Source organism: Dyadobacter beijingensis DSM 21582 (assembly GCF_000382205.1).
Classification (GTDB): Bacteria; Bacteroidota; Bacteroidia; order Cytophagales; family Spirosomataceae; genus Dyadobacter; species Dyadobacter beijingensis.
In genome coordinates, this window is record NZ_KB907789.1 from 822547 (window position 1) to 838381 (window position 15835).

Annotated in this window: 15 protein-coding genes; 11 read left to right on the forward strand and 4 right to left on the reverse strand. The window is 51.5% G+C overall.

Annotated features, from left to right (window positions below; all coding sequences use genetic code 11):
• Positions 1-36 precede the first annotated feature (36 nt).
• From H144_RS0122040 to H144_RS0122050, 3 genes are all read left to right on the forward strand, one after another.
• The gene (locus H144_RS0122040; protein ID WP_019944283.1) at positions 37-1020 is read left to right on the forward strand and encodes a helix-turn-helix domain-containing protein; all 984 of its coding nucleotides are present in this window, start codon (positions 37-39) and stop codon (positions 1018-1020) included.
• Positions 1021-1085: 65 nt separating this feature from the next.
• Positions 1086-2312: a DUF819 family protein gene (locus H144_RS0122045; protein ID WP_019944284.1), complete on the forward strand. Its 1227-nt coding sequence runs from the start codon at positions 1086-1088 to the stop codon at positions 2310-2312.
• A gap of 12 nt (positions 2313-2324) precedes the next feature.
• Positions 2325-3017 (forward strand): molybdopterin-dependent oxidoreductase, encoded by a 693-nt coding sequence (locus H144_RS0122050; RefSeq protein ID WP_019944285.1) that lies wholly within the window; start codon positions 2325-2327, stop codon positions 3015-3017.
• A 1-nt stretch (position 3018) separates the two neighbouring features.
• Here the strand turns inward: H144_RS0122050 and H144_RS0122055 are convergent, their stop codons facing one another.
• Together H144_RS0122055 and H144_RS0122060 are read right to left on the reverse strand one after the other, a co-directional pair.
• Positions 3019-3780, reverse strand: a complete 762-nt coding sequence (locus H144_RS0122055) for an MBL fold metallo-hydrolase (protein ID WP_026350906.1) — start codon at positions 3778-3780, stop codon at positions 3019-3021.
• 6 nt (positions 3781-3786) lie between these two features.
• Positions 3787-4164, reverse strand: a complete 378-nt coding sequence (locus H144_RS0122060; RefSeq protein ID WP_019944287.1) for a response regulator — start codon at positions 4162-4164, stop codon at positions 3787-3789.
• A 186-nt stretch (positions 4165-4350) separates the two neighbouring features.
• On the opposite strand from H144_RS0122060, the gene H144_RS0122065 reads away from it, so the two are divergent.
• The 6 genes from H144_RS0122065 (at position 4351) to H144_RS0122090 (ending at position 11508) form a co-directional block, all read left to right on the forward strand.
• Entirely contained in the window at positions 4351-5004 is a 654-nt protein-coding gene (locus tag H144_RS0122065; RefSeq protein WP_033403182.1) for a DUF1684 domain-containing protein, read from the forward strand.
• A gap of 135 nt (positions 5005-5139) precedes the next feature.
• On the forward strand, positions 5140-7569 hold the full coding sequence (gene pheT, locus H144_RS0122070) for a phenylalanine--tRNA ligase subunit beta (protein WP_019944289.1): 2430 nt from the start codon (positions 5140-5142) through the stop codon (positions 7567-7569).
• 40 nt (positions 7570-7609) lie between these two features.
• The gene (locus H144_RS0122075; RefSeq protein WP_019944290.1) at positions 7610-7954 is read left to right on the forward strand and encodes a hypothetical protein; all 345 of its coding nucleotides are present in this window, start codon (positions 7610-7612) and stop codon (positions 7952-7954) included.
• A complete protein-coding gene (gene zapA, locus H144_RS0122080; RefSeq protein ID WP_019944291.1) occupies positions 7951-8262 on the forward strand; it encodes a cell division protein ZapA in 312 nt (103 codons plus the stop codon). Before H144_RS0122075 ends, zapA begins: the two co-directional genes overlap by 4 nt.
• A gap of 120 nt (positions 8263-8382) precedes the next feature.
• On the forward strand, positions 8383-9954 hold the full coding sequence (gene rny / locus H144_RS0122085; RefSeq protein ID WP_019944292.1) for a ribonuclease Y: 1572 nt from the start codon (positions 8383-8385) through the stop codon (positions 9952-9954).
• A gap of 15 nt (positions 9955-9969) precedes the next feature.
• Positions 9970-11508, forward strand: a complete 1539-nt coding sequence (locus H144_RS0122090) for a sigma 54-interacting transcriptional regulator (protein WP_019944293.1) — start codon at positions 9970-9972, stop codon at positions 11506-11508.
• Positions 11509-11592: 84 nt separating this feature from the next.
• Here H144_RS0122090 and recA read toward each other — a convergent pair whose 3' ends face one another.
• Positions 11593-12660 carry a recombinase RecA gene (gene recA, locus H144_RS0122095; RefSeq protein ID WP_019944294.1) on the reverse strand — a complete coding sequence of 356 codons (1068 nt, stop codon included), beginning with the start codon at positions 12658-12660 and terminating at the stop codon, positions 11593-11595.
• A gap of 345 nt (positions 12661-13005) precedes the next feature.
• Here recA and H144_RS0122100 point away from each other — a divergent pair, with 345 nt between their 5' ends.
• Positions 13006-14043, forward strand: a complete 1038-nt coding sequence (locus tag H144_RS0122100; protein ID WP_019944295.1) for an aminopeptidase — start codon at positions 13006-13008, stop codon at positions 14041-14043.
• A gap of 13 nt (positions 14044-14056) precedes the next feature.
• Positions 14057-14863: a DUF3108 domain-containing protein gene (locus H144_RS0122105; protein ID WP_019944296.1), complete on the forward strand. Its 807-nt coding sequence runs from the start codon at positions 14057-14059 to the stop codon at positions 14861-14863.
• On the opposite strand, the gene H144_RS34405 is transcribed toward H144_RS0122105, so the two are convergent.
• Entirely contained in the window at positions 14793-15833 is a 1041-nt protein-coding gene (locus tag H144_RS34405) for a hypothetical protein (protein WP_157505022.1), read from the reverse strand. The genes H144_RS0122105 and H144_RS34405 overlap by 71 nt on opposite strands.
• Positions 15834-15835: the final 2 nt, after the last annotated feature.

Below are 15835 nucleotides of genomic sequence, written 5' to 3' on the forward strand. Positions count from 1 at the left end.
TAAATTAGGCCAAATAACAGTCGTAAAAGGTCAGATATGAGACTCGAAATTACTTCCAAAGACGGCACCGGCATGCTCGCCGCGTTCGCGCAGGAGGTTGAAACAACCGTGGAACGCGGCTGCGTGACCGTACCGGAAAAATTCGGGAGCGGCTATATGCGGGGGCTGATGTTTGCCGAAAACTTCCGGATGCTGATCCGCGATTATGCGCTGAATGAAGACTTTTCCATCACGAGAAACCTGCAAAGCCAGCCATCCAATATGCTGCTATTCACATTTTCCCATGTGATTCGCAGCAAAAGCGCCGGGCGTTCGGCGGGCATTTATCCATCGGTGCAGATTACGACGCAAGGCCTGAACGGCCAGCAGTTCGAGCCGGCGCATACGCGTCAGAATTCCATATCGATCGCCATCGATGCGGATGATTTGAGGCAGATGACCGGTGCCCATACTGACAGCGCCATTGTGCATAACATCCTCGAAAACAAGCAGCAACTGGTTTTTGAAGAATTCGTTTTCGAACCCTTGCAAATGGTCGTCGACCAGATCGTAAACGCCCGCATTCCCGACACATTCCATGATTTCTATTTCAAACTAAAAGCCCAGGAACTGCTCTGCCAGCTGCTGATCGCGCTTGTCGGCCGGGACGAAAAAACGTTTTACAAACTCAATACCGCCGACGTCAAGACGCTTTACGACGTCAAACGAATGCTCCTCGAAAACCTCGACGAGCCACCAGGCATCGAAAAGCTGGCCGCATTTTCTGGCATGAGCGAATCCAAGCTGAAACGCCTTTTCAAGCAGGTGTTCGGCAAAAGCATATTTCATTATTTCCAAAGTTTCCGCATGCAGGAAGCCGCCCGCCTCTTGAAAGAAGAACAATTATCAGTCTCTGAGGCAGGTTACCGGCTGGGTTTCACGAACCTGAGCCATTTCGCACGGGCATTTGAAGAGCATATCGGGATGAAGCCGAAGCGGTATGCGAAGGGTGAGGTATTTGTTCAAAAGCCCCCTCAATAATGCATATCCGGCACTTTTAAGCTATTTTTAGCCATTCTCATTTCCTTTACCTCCAATTCTGACGCATGATCACCAACGACGCCGTCGTGCTCGGGCTCTTAATGCTCATTCTCGCAGGCATTTTTTACACGGCTTCCCATCCGGGCTGGAAACGTTTTTACAATATCATTCCGCCCCTGCTGCTGTGCTATTTCATACCCGGCCTGCTCAATTCGTTTGGCGTTATCAACGGTACCACTTCGCAGCTTTACCCGGTCGTTTCCAAATATTTCCTGCCGGCCTGCCTCGTGCTTTTTACCGTCGGGATGGACTGGAAATCGCTTACGCGACTGGGACCGAAGGCGTTGGCGGCCATGCTGATCGGGACGGCGGGCATTATGATCGGCGGACCGGCTGCATTGTGGATCGTGGGAACGGTTAGTCCGGCTACGGTGGCGGGCGAGGGCGCCGACGCGGTATGGCGCGGGCTCGCGACGATCGCCGGGAGCTGGATCGGCGGCGGCGCTAACCAGACGGCCCTGCGCGAGGTCTTCCAACCCAGCGACACGCTATTTTCACAAATGGTGGCCGTAGACGTCCTCATTGCCGAGCTCTGGATGGCCGCATTGATCTACGGGGCCGGCATTGCCTCGCGTGTGGACGCATTCCTGGGCGCGGATAGCCGTGCGGTGCAGGAGGTGAAAGAGCATCTGGACTCCGACCAAAGGGCCAACGAGCAAAACCCGATGCTGCGCGATTACATTTTCCTGGCCGCCGCCGGTTTCGGAGCGACGGGCATTGCACACGGGTTGGCGGAAATCATCACCCCCTATTTGGCCGAAAACTACGCTGCGCTCGAAAAGTACAGCCTTACTTCCAATTTCTTCTGGGTAATCAGCATCGCCACGATGATCGGCATCGGGCTCTCGCTCACGCCCGTACGCAAGCTGGAATATTACGGCGCGTCGCGATTGGGTTCCGTGTTTCTTTATGTGTTGGTCGCCACCATTGGCATGCAAATGGACCTGCGCGCCGTGGCCGGTAACCCGGGCCTGTTCGCGATCGGGCTGATATGGATTTCGATCCACGGCATTATCCTCATTATCGCCTGCAAATGGCTCAAAATACCCTTCTTTTTTCTCGCCGTCGGAAGCCAGGCCAATGTGGGCGGATCGGCTTCGGCTTCGGTGGTGGCGGCGGCATTTCATCCGTCGCTGGCACCGGTAGGCGTGCTGCTCGCAATTTTAGGCTACGCGATCGGAACTTATGGAGGGTATTTAACTGCTTTAATGATGCAATGGATCAGCACCTAAACGTCGGTTGACATGGAAGAAAACAGCAAACTCGATAAGATCGTCGAAGCACGGATGAAGCTCAAAGCCCGCTTCGAACAGCAAATGGCGGAAACGCCTTCCGTATCGGATGCCCGGCCGATGGGCAACGGCGAGCCTAACCGCCACGGAATGCCCAAGCTGCCCGTCGGGCAGACCCGGACCGTAAAATGGCCGGTACTCGATCTTGGTTTCAAGCCGGATATACACCTCAGTAAATGGAAACTGGTTGTAGATGGTGAAGTGGAATCGCCCGTGACGCTTACCTGGGACGACTTTATGGCACTACCGCAGACCAACGACGTGAGCGATTTTCATTGCGTTACCACCTGGTCGCGCATGGATGTGCCGTGGGTGGGCGTGCGCCTCGCCGATATTGCCGCGTTGGTTATGCCCAAGCCGACGGCTACCCACGTACTTTGCCACGGTTACGATAAATACACGACGAATTTGTCACTCGAAGAAGCATTAAAGGAGGATGTTCTGCTCGTCCACACCGCCGACGGCCATCCGCTCGAACGCGACCATGGCGGCCCGGTAAGGATGATCACCCCGCAGCTATACGCATGGAAAGGGAGCAAATGGATCAGCCGCATTCAGTTTTTGCCTAAAAATCAGCTGGGATTCTGGGAAATGAGAGGCTATTCGAATACAGCTTACCCCTGGCGGAACGACCGGTACAGCTGATTCACAGGTCCAGCACCAGCCCGTCGTACGCCAGATGCACGTGCGGCGGGAGTTCACTTTCCACCACGGCATGCAGGCCGAGCTTGTGGCTGATATGGGTCAGATATGCCTGCGGGACATTCAGTTTGTCGATCAGGTCGAGGGCCTGGGAGAGCGTGAAATGCGACAAATGCGGTTCTTTTTGCAATGTGTCGAGCACGAGGACCTGCGAGCCTTTGATTTTTTCCTGCTCTTCTTCGGAAATGTAGTTCGCATCGGTAATGTAGGTAAAATCGCCGATGCGGTAGCCGTAAACCGGAAGCTTGTGGTGCATTACCTCGATAGGCGTTACCTTCAAACCTGCCGCTTCAAATGGCTCGTTTTCAATCGGATGCAGGTCGAAATGCGGTACGCCGGGATAGCGTTTTTCAGAAAATGCGTAGGCAAACTCCGTTTTGATCTGGTTCAAAACTTCCAGCCGGCCGTAAAGCGGCATATCCATTTGCTGGCGGTGGTTGAATGCCCGGATATCGTCGAGCCCGGCGGTATGGTCCTTATGCTGGTGGGTGAAAATAGCGGCGTCGAGGTGGTGCACATGGGCCCGGAGCATTTGCTGGCGAAAATCGGGGCCGGTGTCGATCACAAACGATTTGCCGTGTGCCTGAATCCACACGGAAGTCCGTAAACGCTTGTCATGCTGGTCATTAGAACGGCAAACGACACAATCGCAGGCAATAACGGGTATTCCCTGCGATGTGCCGGTTCCTAGAAATGTAATCCTCATCAGGTGTTATTCGGTCAGATGCGCCACCACTTCAACCAGGCGGTCGAAATTCAATGGCTTCATCAGCGCATCGTCAAATCCTGCTTCCTTGAAATCTTCATCTGAATAGTTTTTGGCATTGCCCGTGATGGCGACGATCGGCGTTTTGGCTTTTTTCTCGTCAGGCAATTTGCGGATGCTTCTTGCACATTCCATTCCATCCATCACAGGCATATTGATATCCAGAAGGATAATATCAAAATCCTCTTTTTCAAGCAGTTGAAGCACTTGCTCGCCGTTTTTCACGGAAGTGATTTCATAATGCTGAAATTCCAGAATCTTCCTTGCCAGGTTTTGAATAACTGAACTGTCTTCGGCAATGAGTACTCGTTTCGTGTATGACATACGATGGGGCAGGTATTGTGTTTAAGTTTTTTCCCAGGTCAATTTAGATATATTTCAATCAACATCGCAAACCCGGTGGATGCGAAGTTTCAAAATTATTCCAAAAAAGTAAATAAACCTTCCATACTTTTTCAAAGCGCCCGTTCGGGTGTAAGTTTGCATTCCGATTACCCTATTATCCTTGTTATGTTCAAAAATAAAGTGATCCGATACAGCACGATCGCGATGTTCATTGCGATCCTTGCCTACTTCATTATTGAAAATATGAGCGGCTCGGCTTCTTCGTCCGACGACGCCATTGCGGCCAATCCGCAGGCCTATAAAACCAAGCTCCTCGAAGAACGCGCCGCCAAGGACGAGCAGTTCAAGTCGGGCGACGACTCCCCCATCAAGGACAAGGAGGCATTCCACGGCCTGCATTATTTCGAACCGAACCTCGGCTTCCGCATCAAGGCCAATATATCGCCGTACATGCAAGACGATAAGGAGGTAATCGTCAAATATACTGACGGTACCACCGAGAAATACGAAAAATACGGTTATGCCAATTTCTCCGTCGAAGGACAGGCGCAAAAACTGCTTTTGCTGAAAAGCGAAGGCACCATTTCCGTCCTTTTCCGCGACGCGACGAGCGGCAAGGAAACCTACGGCGGCGGCCGCTACCTCGACTACCCCGTCGACCAGATCAAGAATAACATCATTGTACTGGACTTCAACAAGGCGTATAACCCTTATTGTGCCTACCAGGAGAGCTATGCCTGCCCGGTACCGCCTGCCGAAAATACAATAACCGTCGCCATTCACGCAGGCGAAGTGACCGAGGACGCCACGCACGAGTAGCGCCTGCCCGAGAAAAAACCGGTACGCGGCGCAAGATGGCCGAATGCCGTTCAAACTAAATCATTAATTTTGCAAACTGGCTGGATTTCGCCGATTTCCCGGGCCTCATTTTTTATTTGTTATTAAAGCATTCGCATGAAGATCTCTTATAAGTGGCTTAAAGATTTAATTGAACTGAACGAAACACCCGAGGAAATCGACCGGTTGCTGACGGGCACCGGGCTGGAAGTCGAGGGTATTGAAGAGATCGAATCCATAAAAGGTGGCTTGCAGGGCGTGGTGATCGGTGAAGTACTGACGCGCGAAAAACACCCGGAAGCCGACCGTTTGAGCCTTACCACTGTGGATGTAGGCGGCGAAACGCCCCTGTCGATCGTCTGCGGCGCGCCGAATGTGGCAGCCGGCCAGAAAGTAATCGTCGCGACGGTGGGTGCTACATTGTATCCGACCGGCAGCGACCAGCCGCTCGTTTTGAAAAAATCCAAAATCCGCGGTGCCGTTTCCGAAGGGATGATCTGCGCCGAGGACGAACTCGGCGTGGGCACGTCGCACGACGGCATTCTCGTACTCGATACCGACTTGCCGAACGGCACGCCTGCCGCCGAATACTTCGGCATTTCTTCGGATTACCTGATCGAGATCGGCCTCACGCCCAACCGCGCCGACGCGGCTTCGCATTACGGGGTCGCGCGGGACCTGAAAGCAGTTTTGAAACGCCCGGTCACCTTGCCTTCGGTAGATGCATTTAAAGTAGATAACCAAAACCTGCCGATCCCGGTGGAGGTGCGCAATGCGGAGGCTTGTCCGCGCTACACCGGCCTTACCATCTCCGGCATTACCGTGGCCGAATCGCCCGAATGGTTGAAACAGCGCCTGCAAACGATCGGTATCCGCGCGATCAACAACATCGTAGACATTACCAATTATATCTGCCACGAGCTCGGCCAGCCGATGCACGCATTCGATGCGGATAAGGTTCTGGGCAAAAAAGTGATTGTGACGACCGTTGCCGACAACACGCCATTTGTGACTTTGGACGGTGTGGAGCGCAAAATCTCGGCCAATGACCTGATGATTTGCAGCGAAGGCGTCGACGGAAACCCCGAGCCGATGTGCATTGCCGGCGTTTTCGGTGGATTGACGTCCGGGGTGACCGATACCACCACGTCGATTTTCCTCGAATCGGCCTACTTCTCGCCCGTGTGGGTGCGTAGGACGGCGCAGCGTTTCGCATTGAAAACAGATTCGTCGTTCCGTTTCGAACGCGGTACCGACCCGAATATGCCGCTTTTTGCATTGAAACGGGCTGCATTACTGATCCAGGAAATAGCTGGCGGAAGCATTTCATCCGATATCATCGACGTTTACCCTGAGCCTGTACAGGATTTCACGGTAAATATGAAAAACAGGAACATCGATCGCCTGATCGGCAAGTCGCTCAGCAAGGATCTGATCAAAGAAATTCTTGAAAGTCTGGACATCCGCGTGACGGACGAAACCGAAACCGGCTTCACGGCGATCGTACCGCCTTACCGTGTGGACGTGCAGCGCGAGGCGGATGTGATCGAAGAGATTTTGCGCATTTACGGCTTCGGTCAGGTGGAATTGTCGGACGCGTTGAGTTCCGATTACCTGTCGGATTTCCCTGTCAACGACCCCGAAAAGCTAAAACTTCGCGTGGCGGAGTTACTGGTAGGCAACGGGTTCAATGAAATGATCAATAATTCATTGACCAAACCCGAATACCAGGCTGCATTAGGCGACGCACTCGTGGGCAACCCGGTGAAAATCCTCAATTACCTGAGCGAAGACCTCTCGGTGATGCGTCAGACGCTGCTTTTCTCCGGCCTGGAAGTGATCGCCTACAACAGCAACCGCCGCCAGAAGGATTTGAAAGTATTCGAATTTGGCAAAACTTACCATGAAATCGATGGTAAATACAGCGAGAAAGAACGCCTTTCCGTGTTTGTGACGGGTAATATCACCCAGGAAAGTTGGTTTGAGAAATCCCGCGAGACGGTATTCCACGACCTGGCCGCGTTTGTCAACCAGGTTCTGACTTCGATGAAGATCAAAGACGTGCAGAAGCAGGAAGCGGATAATGCTATTTTCAAAAGCGGGTTGACATTGCTGGCAAACAAAAAGCCGGTGGTATCGTTCGGTTTGCTGCAAGCGGCCGTTGCGAAGAAACTCGACATTAAGGCACCGGTTTACTACGCGGATTTCGACTGGGATTACCTGCTTCGCCAGTACAGTGGTGCTGTTCAGTATGCGGAAGTTTCCAAATTCCCCGAAGTGCGCCGCGACCTTTCGGTGGTTGTCAACAAAAAGGTCACTTTCGAAGAGCTGCGTCAGGCCGCTTACAAAACCGAACGCAATCTGCTGCGCGCCGTGAACGTGTTCGATGTGTACGAAGGCGCCAACCTGGAAGGCAAAAAATCATATTCGATCAGCTTCATTTTGCAGGACGAGCAGCAAACGCTCACCGACAAAGTGATCGACAAATCGATGCAGCGATTGATTGCTACCTACGAAAAGGAATTTGAAGCCGTGATCAGAAAGTAACCACAGTTTTTTTCATTGTCGGATTTTTCAGTTGAGTAAAATGGAGCGGACCACTGAACGTATTATCGAACACAAACTATCCGACGTCGAGAAAAAACTCGAAATTCTGGTCAATCATAAAGAGAAATTAAACTGGTCGATCTCAGAGCTCCAGCGTGAAAACGCGGAGCTCCGGGCCGCCAATGCGAAGCTCACGGAAGAGTCGAAAGAAATAAGGAAAAAATACACCTCTTTAGAAAAAGACTTTAATAAGTCTAAAAGTTTCGCTAAACTTGTCACTAGTAAACTGACACCAACAGGCGCAATTGCCGAGCTGAAAGAATCAGTTGAAAGATATATCCAGGAGATCGATAAGTGCATCGAATTGCTTGAAGATACCTTATGAAAAAAAATAGCATACCTAATCCAGACGTTTCTGTCTTTATAAAACTGCTGGACAGAGGTTTCAAACTGAGCGTTCCGGCGGATCAGGAGAAATTCTACAGGGATGGGTATGAGGTGTTCATGCAGCGTGTGCAGCAGCATAAAGAAAAAGGAAAAGTGTACGGTGATATAGAGGCCATTGCATTGACTTCTATCGAATGCCTGGTGGCATTACAACGGAACCAGGAAGAAATGGACGACCTGGTAGCGGCTTTTAAAAGCAGAGTGGAAAAACTGGACGAGACAATAACCAGTGCTATCGAGAGCTGACGCCCACACTTAACCTTTGATTTTACAGTATCTACAAAAATATACTTTCAATTTCTTCCATTTTCGGCATTTCAACGCGGGTGTAGTCGGTAAAACCAACTATATATAACCATTATTGAAATGTCTAATTCATTGTATTTCATCGTCTTCCTGTCCGATATCATTGCTATCGGCGTGGGTATTTTTGCAGGAAAGTACATCTTCCAGAAATCATTTGACGCGAAGGAAAAGGAAGCCCAGGACCGTGCCGCTGAAATTCTCCGTAATGCCGAGGTAGCGGCCGAAAACATCAAAAAAGACCGCATTCTCGAAGCAAAGGAAAAATACCTCCGGTTGAAATCGGAATTCGAAGAAGACGCCAATAAGAAGCGCGCCATCCTGCAAGGAAACGAGCAGAAACTCAAACAGCGCGAGCAGAGCCTCAACCAGAGCATGGAGCAGACCAAGCGCAAGGAAAACGAGCTCGATAACCTCAAAAATAATCTCAATTCGCAGCTCGAAGCGGCTACCAAACGCCGTGAAGAAGCTGAAAAATCATTGCAGCAGCAGGTTGCCCAGCTGGAAAAAATTGCCAATCTTACCGCCGAGCAGGCCCGCGAACAACTCGTAGACGCCCTGAAAGCAGAGGCGGAAACCCGCGCGGGATCATATATCAAGAGTGCCATGGAAGAGGCTCGCCTTACCGCGACCAAAGAGGCGAAAAAAATCGTCATCGAAACCATCCAGCGCACCGCCGCCGAGCACGCGATCGAAAACTGCGTGTCGGTATTCAACATCGAAAACGACGATATCAAAGGTAAAATCATCGGTCGAGAGGGACGTAACATCCGCGCTTTGGAAGCGGCTACCGGTGTGGAAATTATCGTGGACGACACGCCCGAGGCAATCGTTATCTCCGGCTTCGACCCGGTAAGAAGGGAAATCGCACGCCTTTCATTGCACCGACTCGTGCAGGACGGCCGTATCCACCCTGCCCGCATTGAGGAAGTGGTGGCCAAAACACGCAAGAATATCGAAGACGAAATCGTCGAAATCGGTGAGCGCACCGTGATCGATATGGGTATCCACGGCTTGCACCCCGAACTGGTGAAAATGATCGGCCGGATGCGTTTCCGCTCGTCATACGGACAAAACCTGCTCCAACACTCCCGCGAAGTAGCGAAATTGTGTGCTACCATGGCAGCCGAACTCGGCCTGAATACAAAACTGGCCAAACGTGCCGGCTTGCTCCACGATATCGGTAAAGTATGGCCCGAAGAGTCGGATCTGCCACACGCGATCCTGGGTATGGAGCTCGCGAAAAAATACAAAGAGAACCCCGAGGTCTGCAATGCGATCGGAGCGCACCACGACGAGATCGAAATGACCTCTATCCTGTCGCCGGTAATCCAGGTTTGTGACGCTATTTCAGGTTCACGCCCGGGTGCGCGTCGCGAGATGATGGAATCGTACATCCAGCGCTTGCGCGACCTCGAAAACCTTGCGCTGTCGTTCGACGGCGTGGAGAAATGCTACGCGATCCAGGCGGGCCGCGAGCTGCGCGTGATCATCGACGCCGACAATGTGTCCGACGAAAAAGCGGGCCTGCTGTCGTTCGATATCTCGCAGAAAATTGAAAAAGAAATGCAGTACCCCGGCCAGATCAAGATCACGGTGATCCGCGAAATGCGTTCGGTGGCGTACGCGCGTTAACCCACTGTTTCATACATGACTTACTCAAAGCTGACAAGCACAGAACTACTGGGAATCCGATCGCTCGGAGAACTAAAAAAAGCAGGTTATCAGTCGCGTTCTATCAAGCAGGAGCTGAGAGATAACCTGATTGACAAGATCAGGAACAAGGAGAATGTTTTTCCCGGAATATGGGGTTACGAGGAAACGGTCATTCCCGATGTGGAACGGGCCATTCTTTCGATGCATAACATCAACTTCCTGGGCTTGCGCGGGCAGGCCAAGACGCGCATCGCGCGTATGATGGTAAACCTGCTCGACGAATACATTCCTTACATCAAAAATTCGGAACTGCACGACGATCCTTTTGCACCGCTTTCGCGCTATGCCAAAGATGTGATCGAAGAGCATGGCGACGATGCGGAAATCGCATGGCTGCACCGCGACGATCGCTATACAGAAAAGCTGGCTACGCCGGATGTTTCCGTAGCGGACCTGATCGGCGATGTAGATCCTATTAAGGCTGCTACATTGAAACTGCCCTATTCCGACGAGCGCGTAATCCATTATGGGTTAATCCCCCGTTCGCACCGCGGCATTTTCGTGATAAACGAGCTGCCCGATTTGCAGGCGCGTATCCAGGTGGCATTGTTCAATATTTTGCAGGAAGGCGATATCCAGATCCGTGGTTTCAAGCTGCGGCTGCCGCTCGATATTCAATTCGTGTTCACGGCCAACCCGGAGGATTATACCAACCGCGGAAGCATTGTAACGCCGCTCAAAGACCGGATCGAAAGCCAGATCGTGACCCATTACCCGAAAACGATCGAAACCGGCAAGCGCATCACCGAACAGGAAGCGATTGTCAAGCCGGAGCAAAAAGGCCTCGTACGTACCAACGAGCTCATTAAAACGCTGATCGAACAGATCGCATTCGAAGCGCGTGAAAGCGAATATGTGGACGCAAAAAGCGGCGTTTCGGCACGCTTGACGATTTCTGCATACGAAAGCCTGTTGAGCACTGCGGAAAGAAGGGCGCTGATCAATGGCGAAGAATCTACTTACGTGCGCATTTCCGATCTCTACGGCGTCGTTTCGGCGATTTGCGGTAAAGTGGAACTTGTTTATGAAGGCGAGGTAGAAGGCCCGGTGATCGTGGCGCAAAACCTGATTGGCAAAGCTATCCGCACGCAGTTCCTGAACTTCTTCCCCGACCCGGAAAAGAGCAAGAAAAGCAAGATCAACCCATATGCGAAAGTGGTGGAATGGTTTGGCGCCGGCAACGAAATGGAAATGCCCGCCGACATGACCGATCGCGAATACATTGCCCGCCTGAAAACCATCGATGGCCTGGACGACTTCGTGGATATGCTTTCCGCTTACGGCGATGCCGAAGAGAAACTTTTCATGATGGAGTTCGCATTGCACGGCATGGCCGAATTCTCGCTCGTAGGCAAGCAGGCGCTCGACCAGGGCATGAAGTTCCAGGACCTGGTGAGCAGCATGTTCTCCGGCCCCGGCGACGAGGATTACGATTTCGACGAAGACGATGATGATGACCGCAAGCCTTTCTAGGCGGCCCGTTACCCTACATGCATATTAACAAAAATGCCCTGCTGAAAACAGGGCATTTTTGTTAATGAGCTTTATCCAAACGACTTATTCAGGAGCGCCCTCGTCAGCCACGTTAGGCTCGCTGGTGTCGATCAGTGAATCGGGATCGTTGTTGACCAGGCCGCGGATTTTGCCTTCCAGCTCTTCCATCAGCTCGGGATTGTCTTTGATCAGCGCTTTCACGGCGTCGCGGCCCTGTCCGAGGCGGTTGCCTTCGTAGCTGAACCATGACCCGGATTTCTTCACGATATCGAGCTCCACGGCAAGGTCGATGATCTCCCCTACTTTGGAAACACCTTCGCCGTACATGATATCGAATTCCACCACTTTAAATGGAGGCGCCACTTTATTCTTGACCACTTTCACGCGGGTACGGTTACCGAGGATCGCGTCGGCGCTTTCCTTGATCTGGCCTACACGACGGATATCGAGACGCACGGATGCGTAGTATTTCAATGCATTACCCCCGGTTGTGGTTTCAGGGTTACCGAACATCACGCCGATCTTCTCGCGAAGCTGGTTGATGAAGATACAGCAGCATCCTGTTTTGTTGATCACACCCGTGAGCTTACGCAGGGCTTGTGACATCAAACGTGCCTGCAAACCCATTTTGCTTTCGCCCATTTCGCCTTCGAGCTCGGCGCGCGGTACCAATGCCGCTACGGAGTCGATGACGATAATATCCACCGCGCCGGAGCTGATCAGGTGCTCGGCAATTTCGAGCGCCTGCTCACCGCTGTCGGGCTGTGAAATGAGAAGGTTGCTGGTGTCGATACCGAGCTTCTCCGCATATGTACGGTCGAATGCGTGCTCGGCGTCGATGAATGCCGCGAGGCCGCCTTTTTTCTGCGCCTCGGCGATGCAGTGCATCGACAGGGTTGTTTTACCGGAAGACTCAGGCCCGTAAATCTCCACGATACGGCCACGGGGAACACCGCCTACGCCCAGCGCAAGGTCAAGCCCCAGTGAGCCGGTTGAAATCACCGGAATATCCAATACTTTGGTGTCGCTCAGACGCATTACAGTACCTTTCCCGTAAGTCTTATCGAGCTTTTCGAGCGTGGTCTGCAACGCTTTTAGTTTGTTGTCTTTATCTGTTGTTGCTTGTGCCATAAAAATGGTAACAGTAATTTGGTTGGTACATAAAAAAGCGGCTTTTGCAGGACAAAAACCGCTCATGAATGGGTCTTTATTGTTTTGTAAAAATAGCTAATTCCAACGGAAACAACAACCCGTATTTGGCCTGGAAACTTAATTTTTCCCCGAAATTTTCGCATTTTGGGACGTCAGGGAAATACTTGCGAAAATAGCAATGCCTGAGTGGGCAGGACTGGTTATTAAACGGCCCCGAATGTGTTTCGGCCCACGTAAAATTGTCCGCTGTTTCCCTAATTTTGCACCCATAGCAACAGCGCTCCGGTGACTTCGCCGGCGTATCCACACTCAAAAATTGAAACAGTGATCAAAAAGATATTGCTTGCCCTCCTGGCCCTGCTCCTGTTGCTCGGAATCTGGCAGCGAGAGGTGCTTACCTACGCATTCTTGCAGGCCAAAGGACAAATCGGCATACTCATGCAGGTAGAAGATGTAGCAGATGTGCTGGCCGATAAATCGTTCCCCGATTCCCTCAAAGCCCGTATCCTGCTCATTCAGGAGATCAAAAAATTCGGGGTCGATTCGCTGGGGCTGACGCCATCGGATAATTATACTACGTTCTACAATCAACATGGCCGGCCGCTTATCTGGCTCATTACGGCCTCCGAACGCTATAAGGTGGCGCCGCACCAATGGCATTTTCCCATTATAGGCACATTTCCATACAAAGGCTATTTCGACTCCACACGTGCCGTCGCGGAAGAAAAAATACTGATTGACAAAGGTTTGGATACGGACATCGGAGAAGTGTCGGCATGGTCTACATTAGGATATCTCAAAGATCCGATCCTGTCGAGTATGCTCCGCCGACGGGATGGCAGTCTCGCGAACCTGATTTTGCACGAGCTCACGCATGGTACACTTTTTGTTAAAAATAACCTGGAACTGAATGAAAACCTCGCCAGTTTTGTCGGCGACCAGGGCGCTATCCGTTTTTTGAAATACAAATACGGCGCCGGTTCCGAACAAATGCGGCAATATGAGTATTCCAAACGGTACAACGACGCCTATTCGCAGCATATGCTTAGGGGTGCCGGGCGGTTGGATAGTCTTTATAAAACATTCGGGACCGATCCAACCCCAAGCCCGGAAAGGGACTCATTGAAGATGAAACTGATTACCGACATCGTGAGCGATACGGATACACTTCTTTCTGGCAGGCGTACGTTAACAAACAAAAACCGCCGGCCCGACGGAAAGCTTCCCAATAATGCTTACTTTATCAGCTACCTGACCTATAAGTCGAAACAGGACACTTTCAGGCAGGAATTTGAACAGAAGTTTGGGGGGGATTTGAAAAAGTACCTAAACTATTTAAAGGGCCGATACCCTTCCCTTTAACGTGACTTTTAGCATGAAACGACCGTACACATTACTATTAGCCATTACGACCGTAGCATTGTTTTTCTCTTTCCGGCAATTCGATGAAAGTGCCGAGCTCGACCGTGTGGTCCATAACAAGAGCTTCGGCACCGGAGAGCGTGTCGAATACCGCGTGCATTACGGCTTTATCAACGCCGCCGAGGCAAAGGTAGAGGTAGGAAGGGCCGTGTCGATGATCAATAACCGGCCTTGCTACCGCGTAAACGTGATCGGTCGGACGGTGGGGGCATTCGACCTGATTTCCCGCGTGCGCGATACCTGGCGTTCGTACATCGACACGTCGGCCATATTGCCCCATATGTTCGAGCGGCAGATCCAGGAAAACAAATACCGGAAGGACGAAACGGTTTATTTCAACCACAATAAGGACCAGGCGATTTCGAATGTGAAGGACGAGAGTAAAACGTACAATGTCCCGAACAACATTCACGACATTATCAGCGGCTACTTCTTTTTGCGGACCATCAATTTCGATAAGGTGCGCGAGGGCGAAATCATCGAAGTGCCTACGTTTTTCGACGGCGAGGTGTACAAGCTGCGCGTGCGCTACGTGGGCCGGGATGTGATCAAAACAAAGTTCGGCAAGAGCAAAGTACTGCGCCTTTCTCCGCAAATACCTTCCAACAAGTTCTTCAAAGGAGAGGAACCGATGGCACTCTGGGTTTCTGACGATTCCAATAAAATACCTTTGAAAGCCGAGGTAGACCTTAAAATCGGGTCGCTCGAAATGGATTTAAAATCCTACAAAGGCTTGAAAAAGGATATTGCTTGGTTTTAAGTACAAGCCGTTGCCGTAGTCGCTGCATTTGCCTGAATGGGAACAGTAATGCGTTTCTTTTGATACAATAATAAGGCACCGGCGCCGCTCCGAAACCTTTGTAATAATCCGCAATGGATTGTTTGGCCGGGCTTTCAAAATCGAAAACCACTGCATTGCCCGCATTTTCCCGGAACCAGCTGTCGAGCATTCCCGCTCTTGCATGGCCCTTCCTGCCAATGCAATCCGCGGCGTTGAATAGATAAATCGCGCGTCCGCCATCCTGCACGATCAGCGCGCCCGCATGAATGTGCTCGCGTACCTGCGCGTAAAGCAGCATACCCGCGGCGTTTTTCAGACAGCATTTGCCGAGTCTTTCCAACACACAATACGCATCACGATGTATGCGGCCAATCCCAGGTGCGTGATGCGCTTTAAAAAGCTGTATTAACGGCGTAAAATCGTTAAAAGCAGCAACTTTCCATTGCGCCTTTTCGCCTCGCCGTAGATTGTGCTTCCTATCCCTGGAATATCGATTGAAAACGGCTGCGTACTCCTGCCGGAGATCCAGCCAATGGGTATAGGAGATCTCGCATTCAAATGCACTCAAAACGGCCGCATTTGCCAGCAAAAGAGCGGCATTATCGGGATTGAAAGCGTAGCAGGAAATGTAGCCGTAGCGATCGGCGATGGCGCGTGAAATGATTTGCAACTCCTCAACCGACAACCCCTGTTTTGAAAAAATACCCAGATACTGGCAGAAGAGCGGCTGGTACAACACGCGCTGACCAAATTTGCGTCTCACAGGCAGCGGAACAGCAATCGAAATATGAGAAGCCGACGGCCAGACGAGCGCCTCCCATCGCTCGCAAACGATGTCGAGATACCAGCTTTTTGCATAAATCACGCATTGCCGGCTTTGGCTGATGAATTGGTCCCAGGATGGAGCATCAATCTGCTCCCGGGAAAGGAGAATGGGCTCGGGTAACATTT

What these genes read in the sequence shown, in the direction of transcription:
- H144_RS0122040 (WP_019944283.1), top strand. Translation starts at nt 37, where the DNA reads ATGAGACTCGAAATTACTTCCAAAGACGGCACCGGCATGCTCGCCGCG.
- H144_RS0122105 (WP_019944296.1), top strand. Translation starts at nt 14,057, where the DNA reads ATGAAACGACCGTACACATTACTATTAGCCATTACGACCGTAGCATTG.
- H144_RS0122065 (WP_033403182.1), top strand. Translation starts at nt 4,351, where the DNA reads ATGTTCAAAAATAAAGTGATCCGATACAGCACGATCGCGATGTTCATT.
- rny (WP_019944292.1), top strand. Translation starts at nt 8,383, where the DNA reads ATGTCTAATTCATTGTATTTCATCGTCTTCCTGTCCGATATCATTGCT.
- H144_RS34405 (WP_157505022.1), bottom strand. Translation starts at nt 15,833, where the DNA reads ATGTTACCCGAGCCCATTCTCCTTTCCCGGGAGCAGATTGATGCTCCA.
- zapA (WP_019944291.1), top strand. Translation starts at nt 7,951, where the DNA reads ATGAAAAAAAATAGCATACCTAATCCAGACGTTTCTGTCTTTATAAAA.
- H144_RS0122090 (WP_019944293.1), top strand. Translation starts at nt 9,970, where the DNA reads ATGACTTACTCAAAGCTGACAAGCACAGAACTACTGGGAATCCGATCG.
- H144_RS0122055 (WP_026350906.1), bottom strand. Translation starts at nt 3,780, where the DNA reads ATGAGGATTACATTTCTAGGAACCGGCACATCGCAGGGAATACCCGTT.
- H144_RS0122075 (WP_019944290.1), top strand. Translation starts at nt 7,610, where the DNA reads ATGGAGCGGACCACTGAACGTATTATCGAACACAAACTATCCGACGTC.
- H144_RS0122045 (WP_019944284.1), top strand. Translation starts at nt 1,086, where the DNA reads ATGATCACCAACGACGCCGTCGTGCTCGGGCTCTTAATGCTCATTCTC.
- recA (WP_019944294.1), bottom strand. Translation starts at nt 12,660, where the DNA reads ATGGCACAAGCAACAACAGATAAAGACAACAAACTAAAAGCGTTGCAG.
- H144_RS0122060 (WP_019944287.1), bottom strand. Translation starts at nt 4,164, where the DNA reads ATGTCATACACGAAACGAGTACTCATTGCCGAAGACAGTTCAGTTATT.
- H144_RS0122050 (WP_019944285.1), top strand. Translation starts at nt 2,325, where the DNA reads ATGGAAGAAAACAGCAAACTCGATAAGATCGTCGAAGCACGGATGAAG.
- pheT (WP_019944289.1), top strand. Translation starts at nt 5,140, where the DNA reads ATGAAGATCTCTTATAAGTGGCTTAAAGATTTAATTGAACTGAACGAA.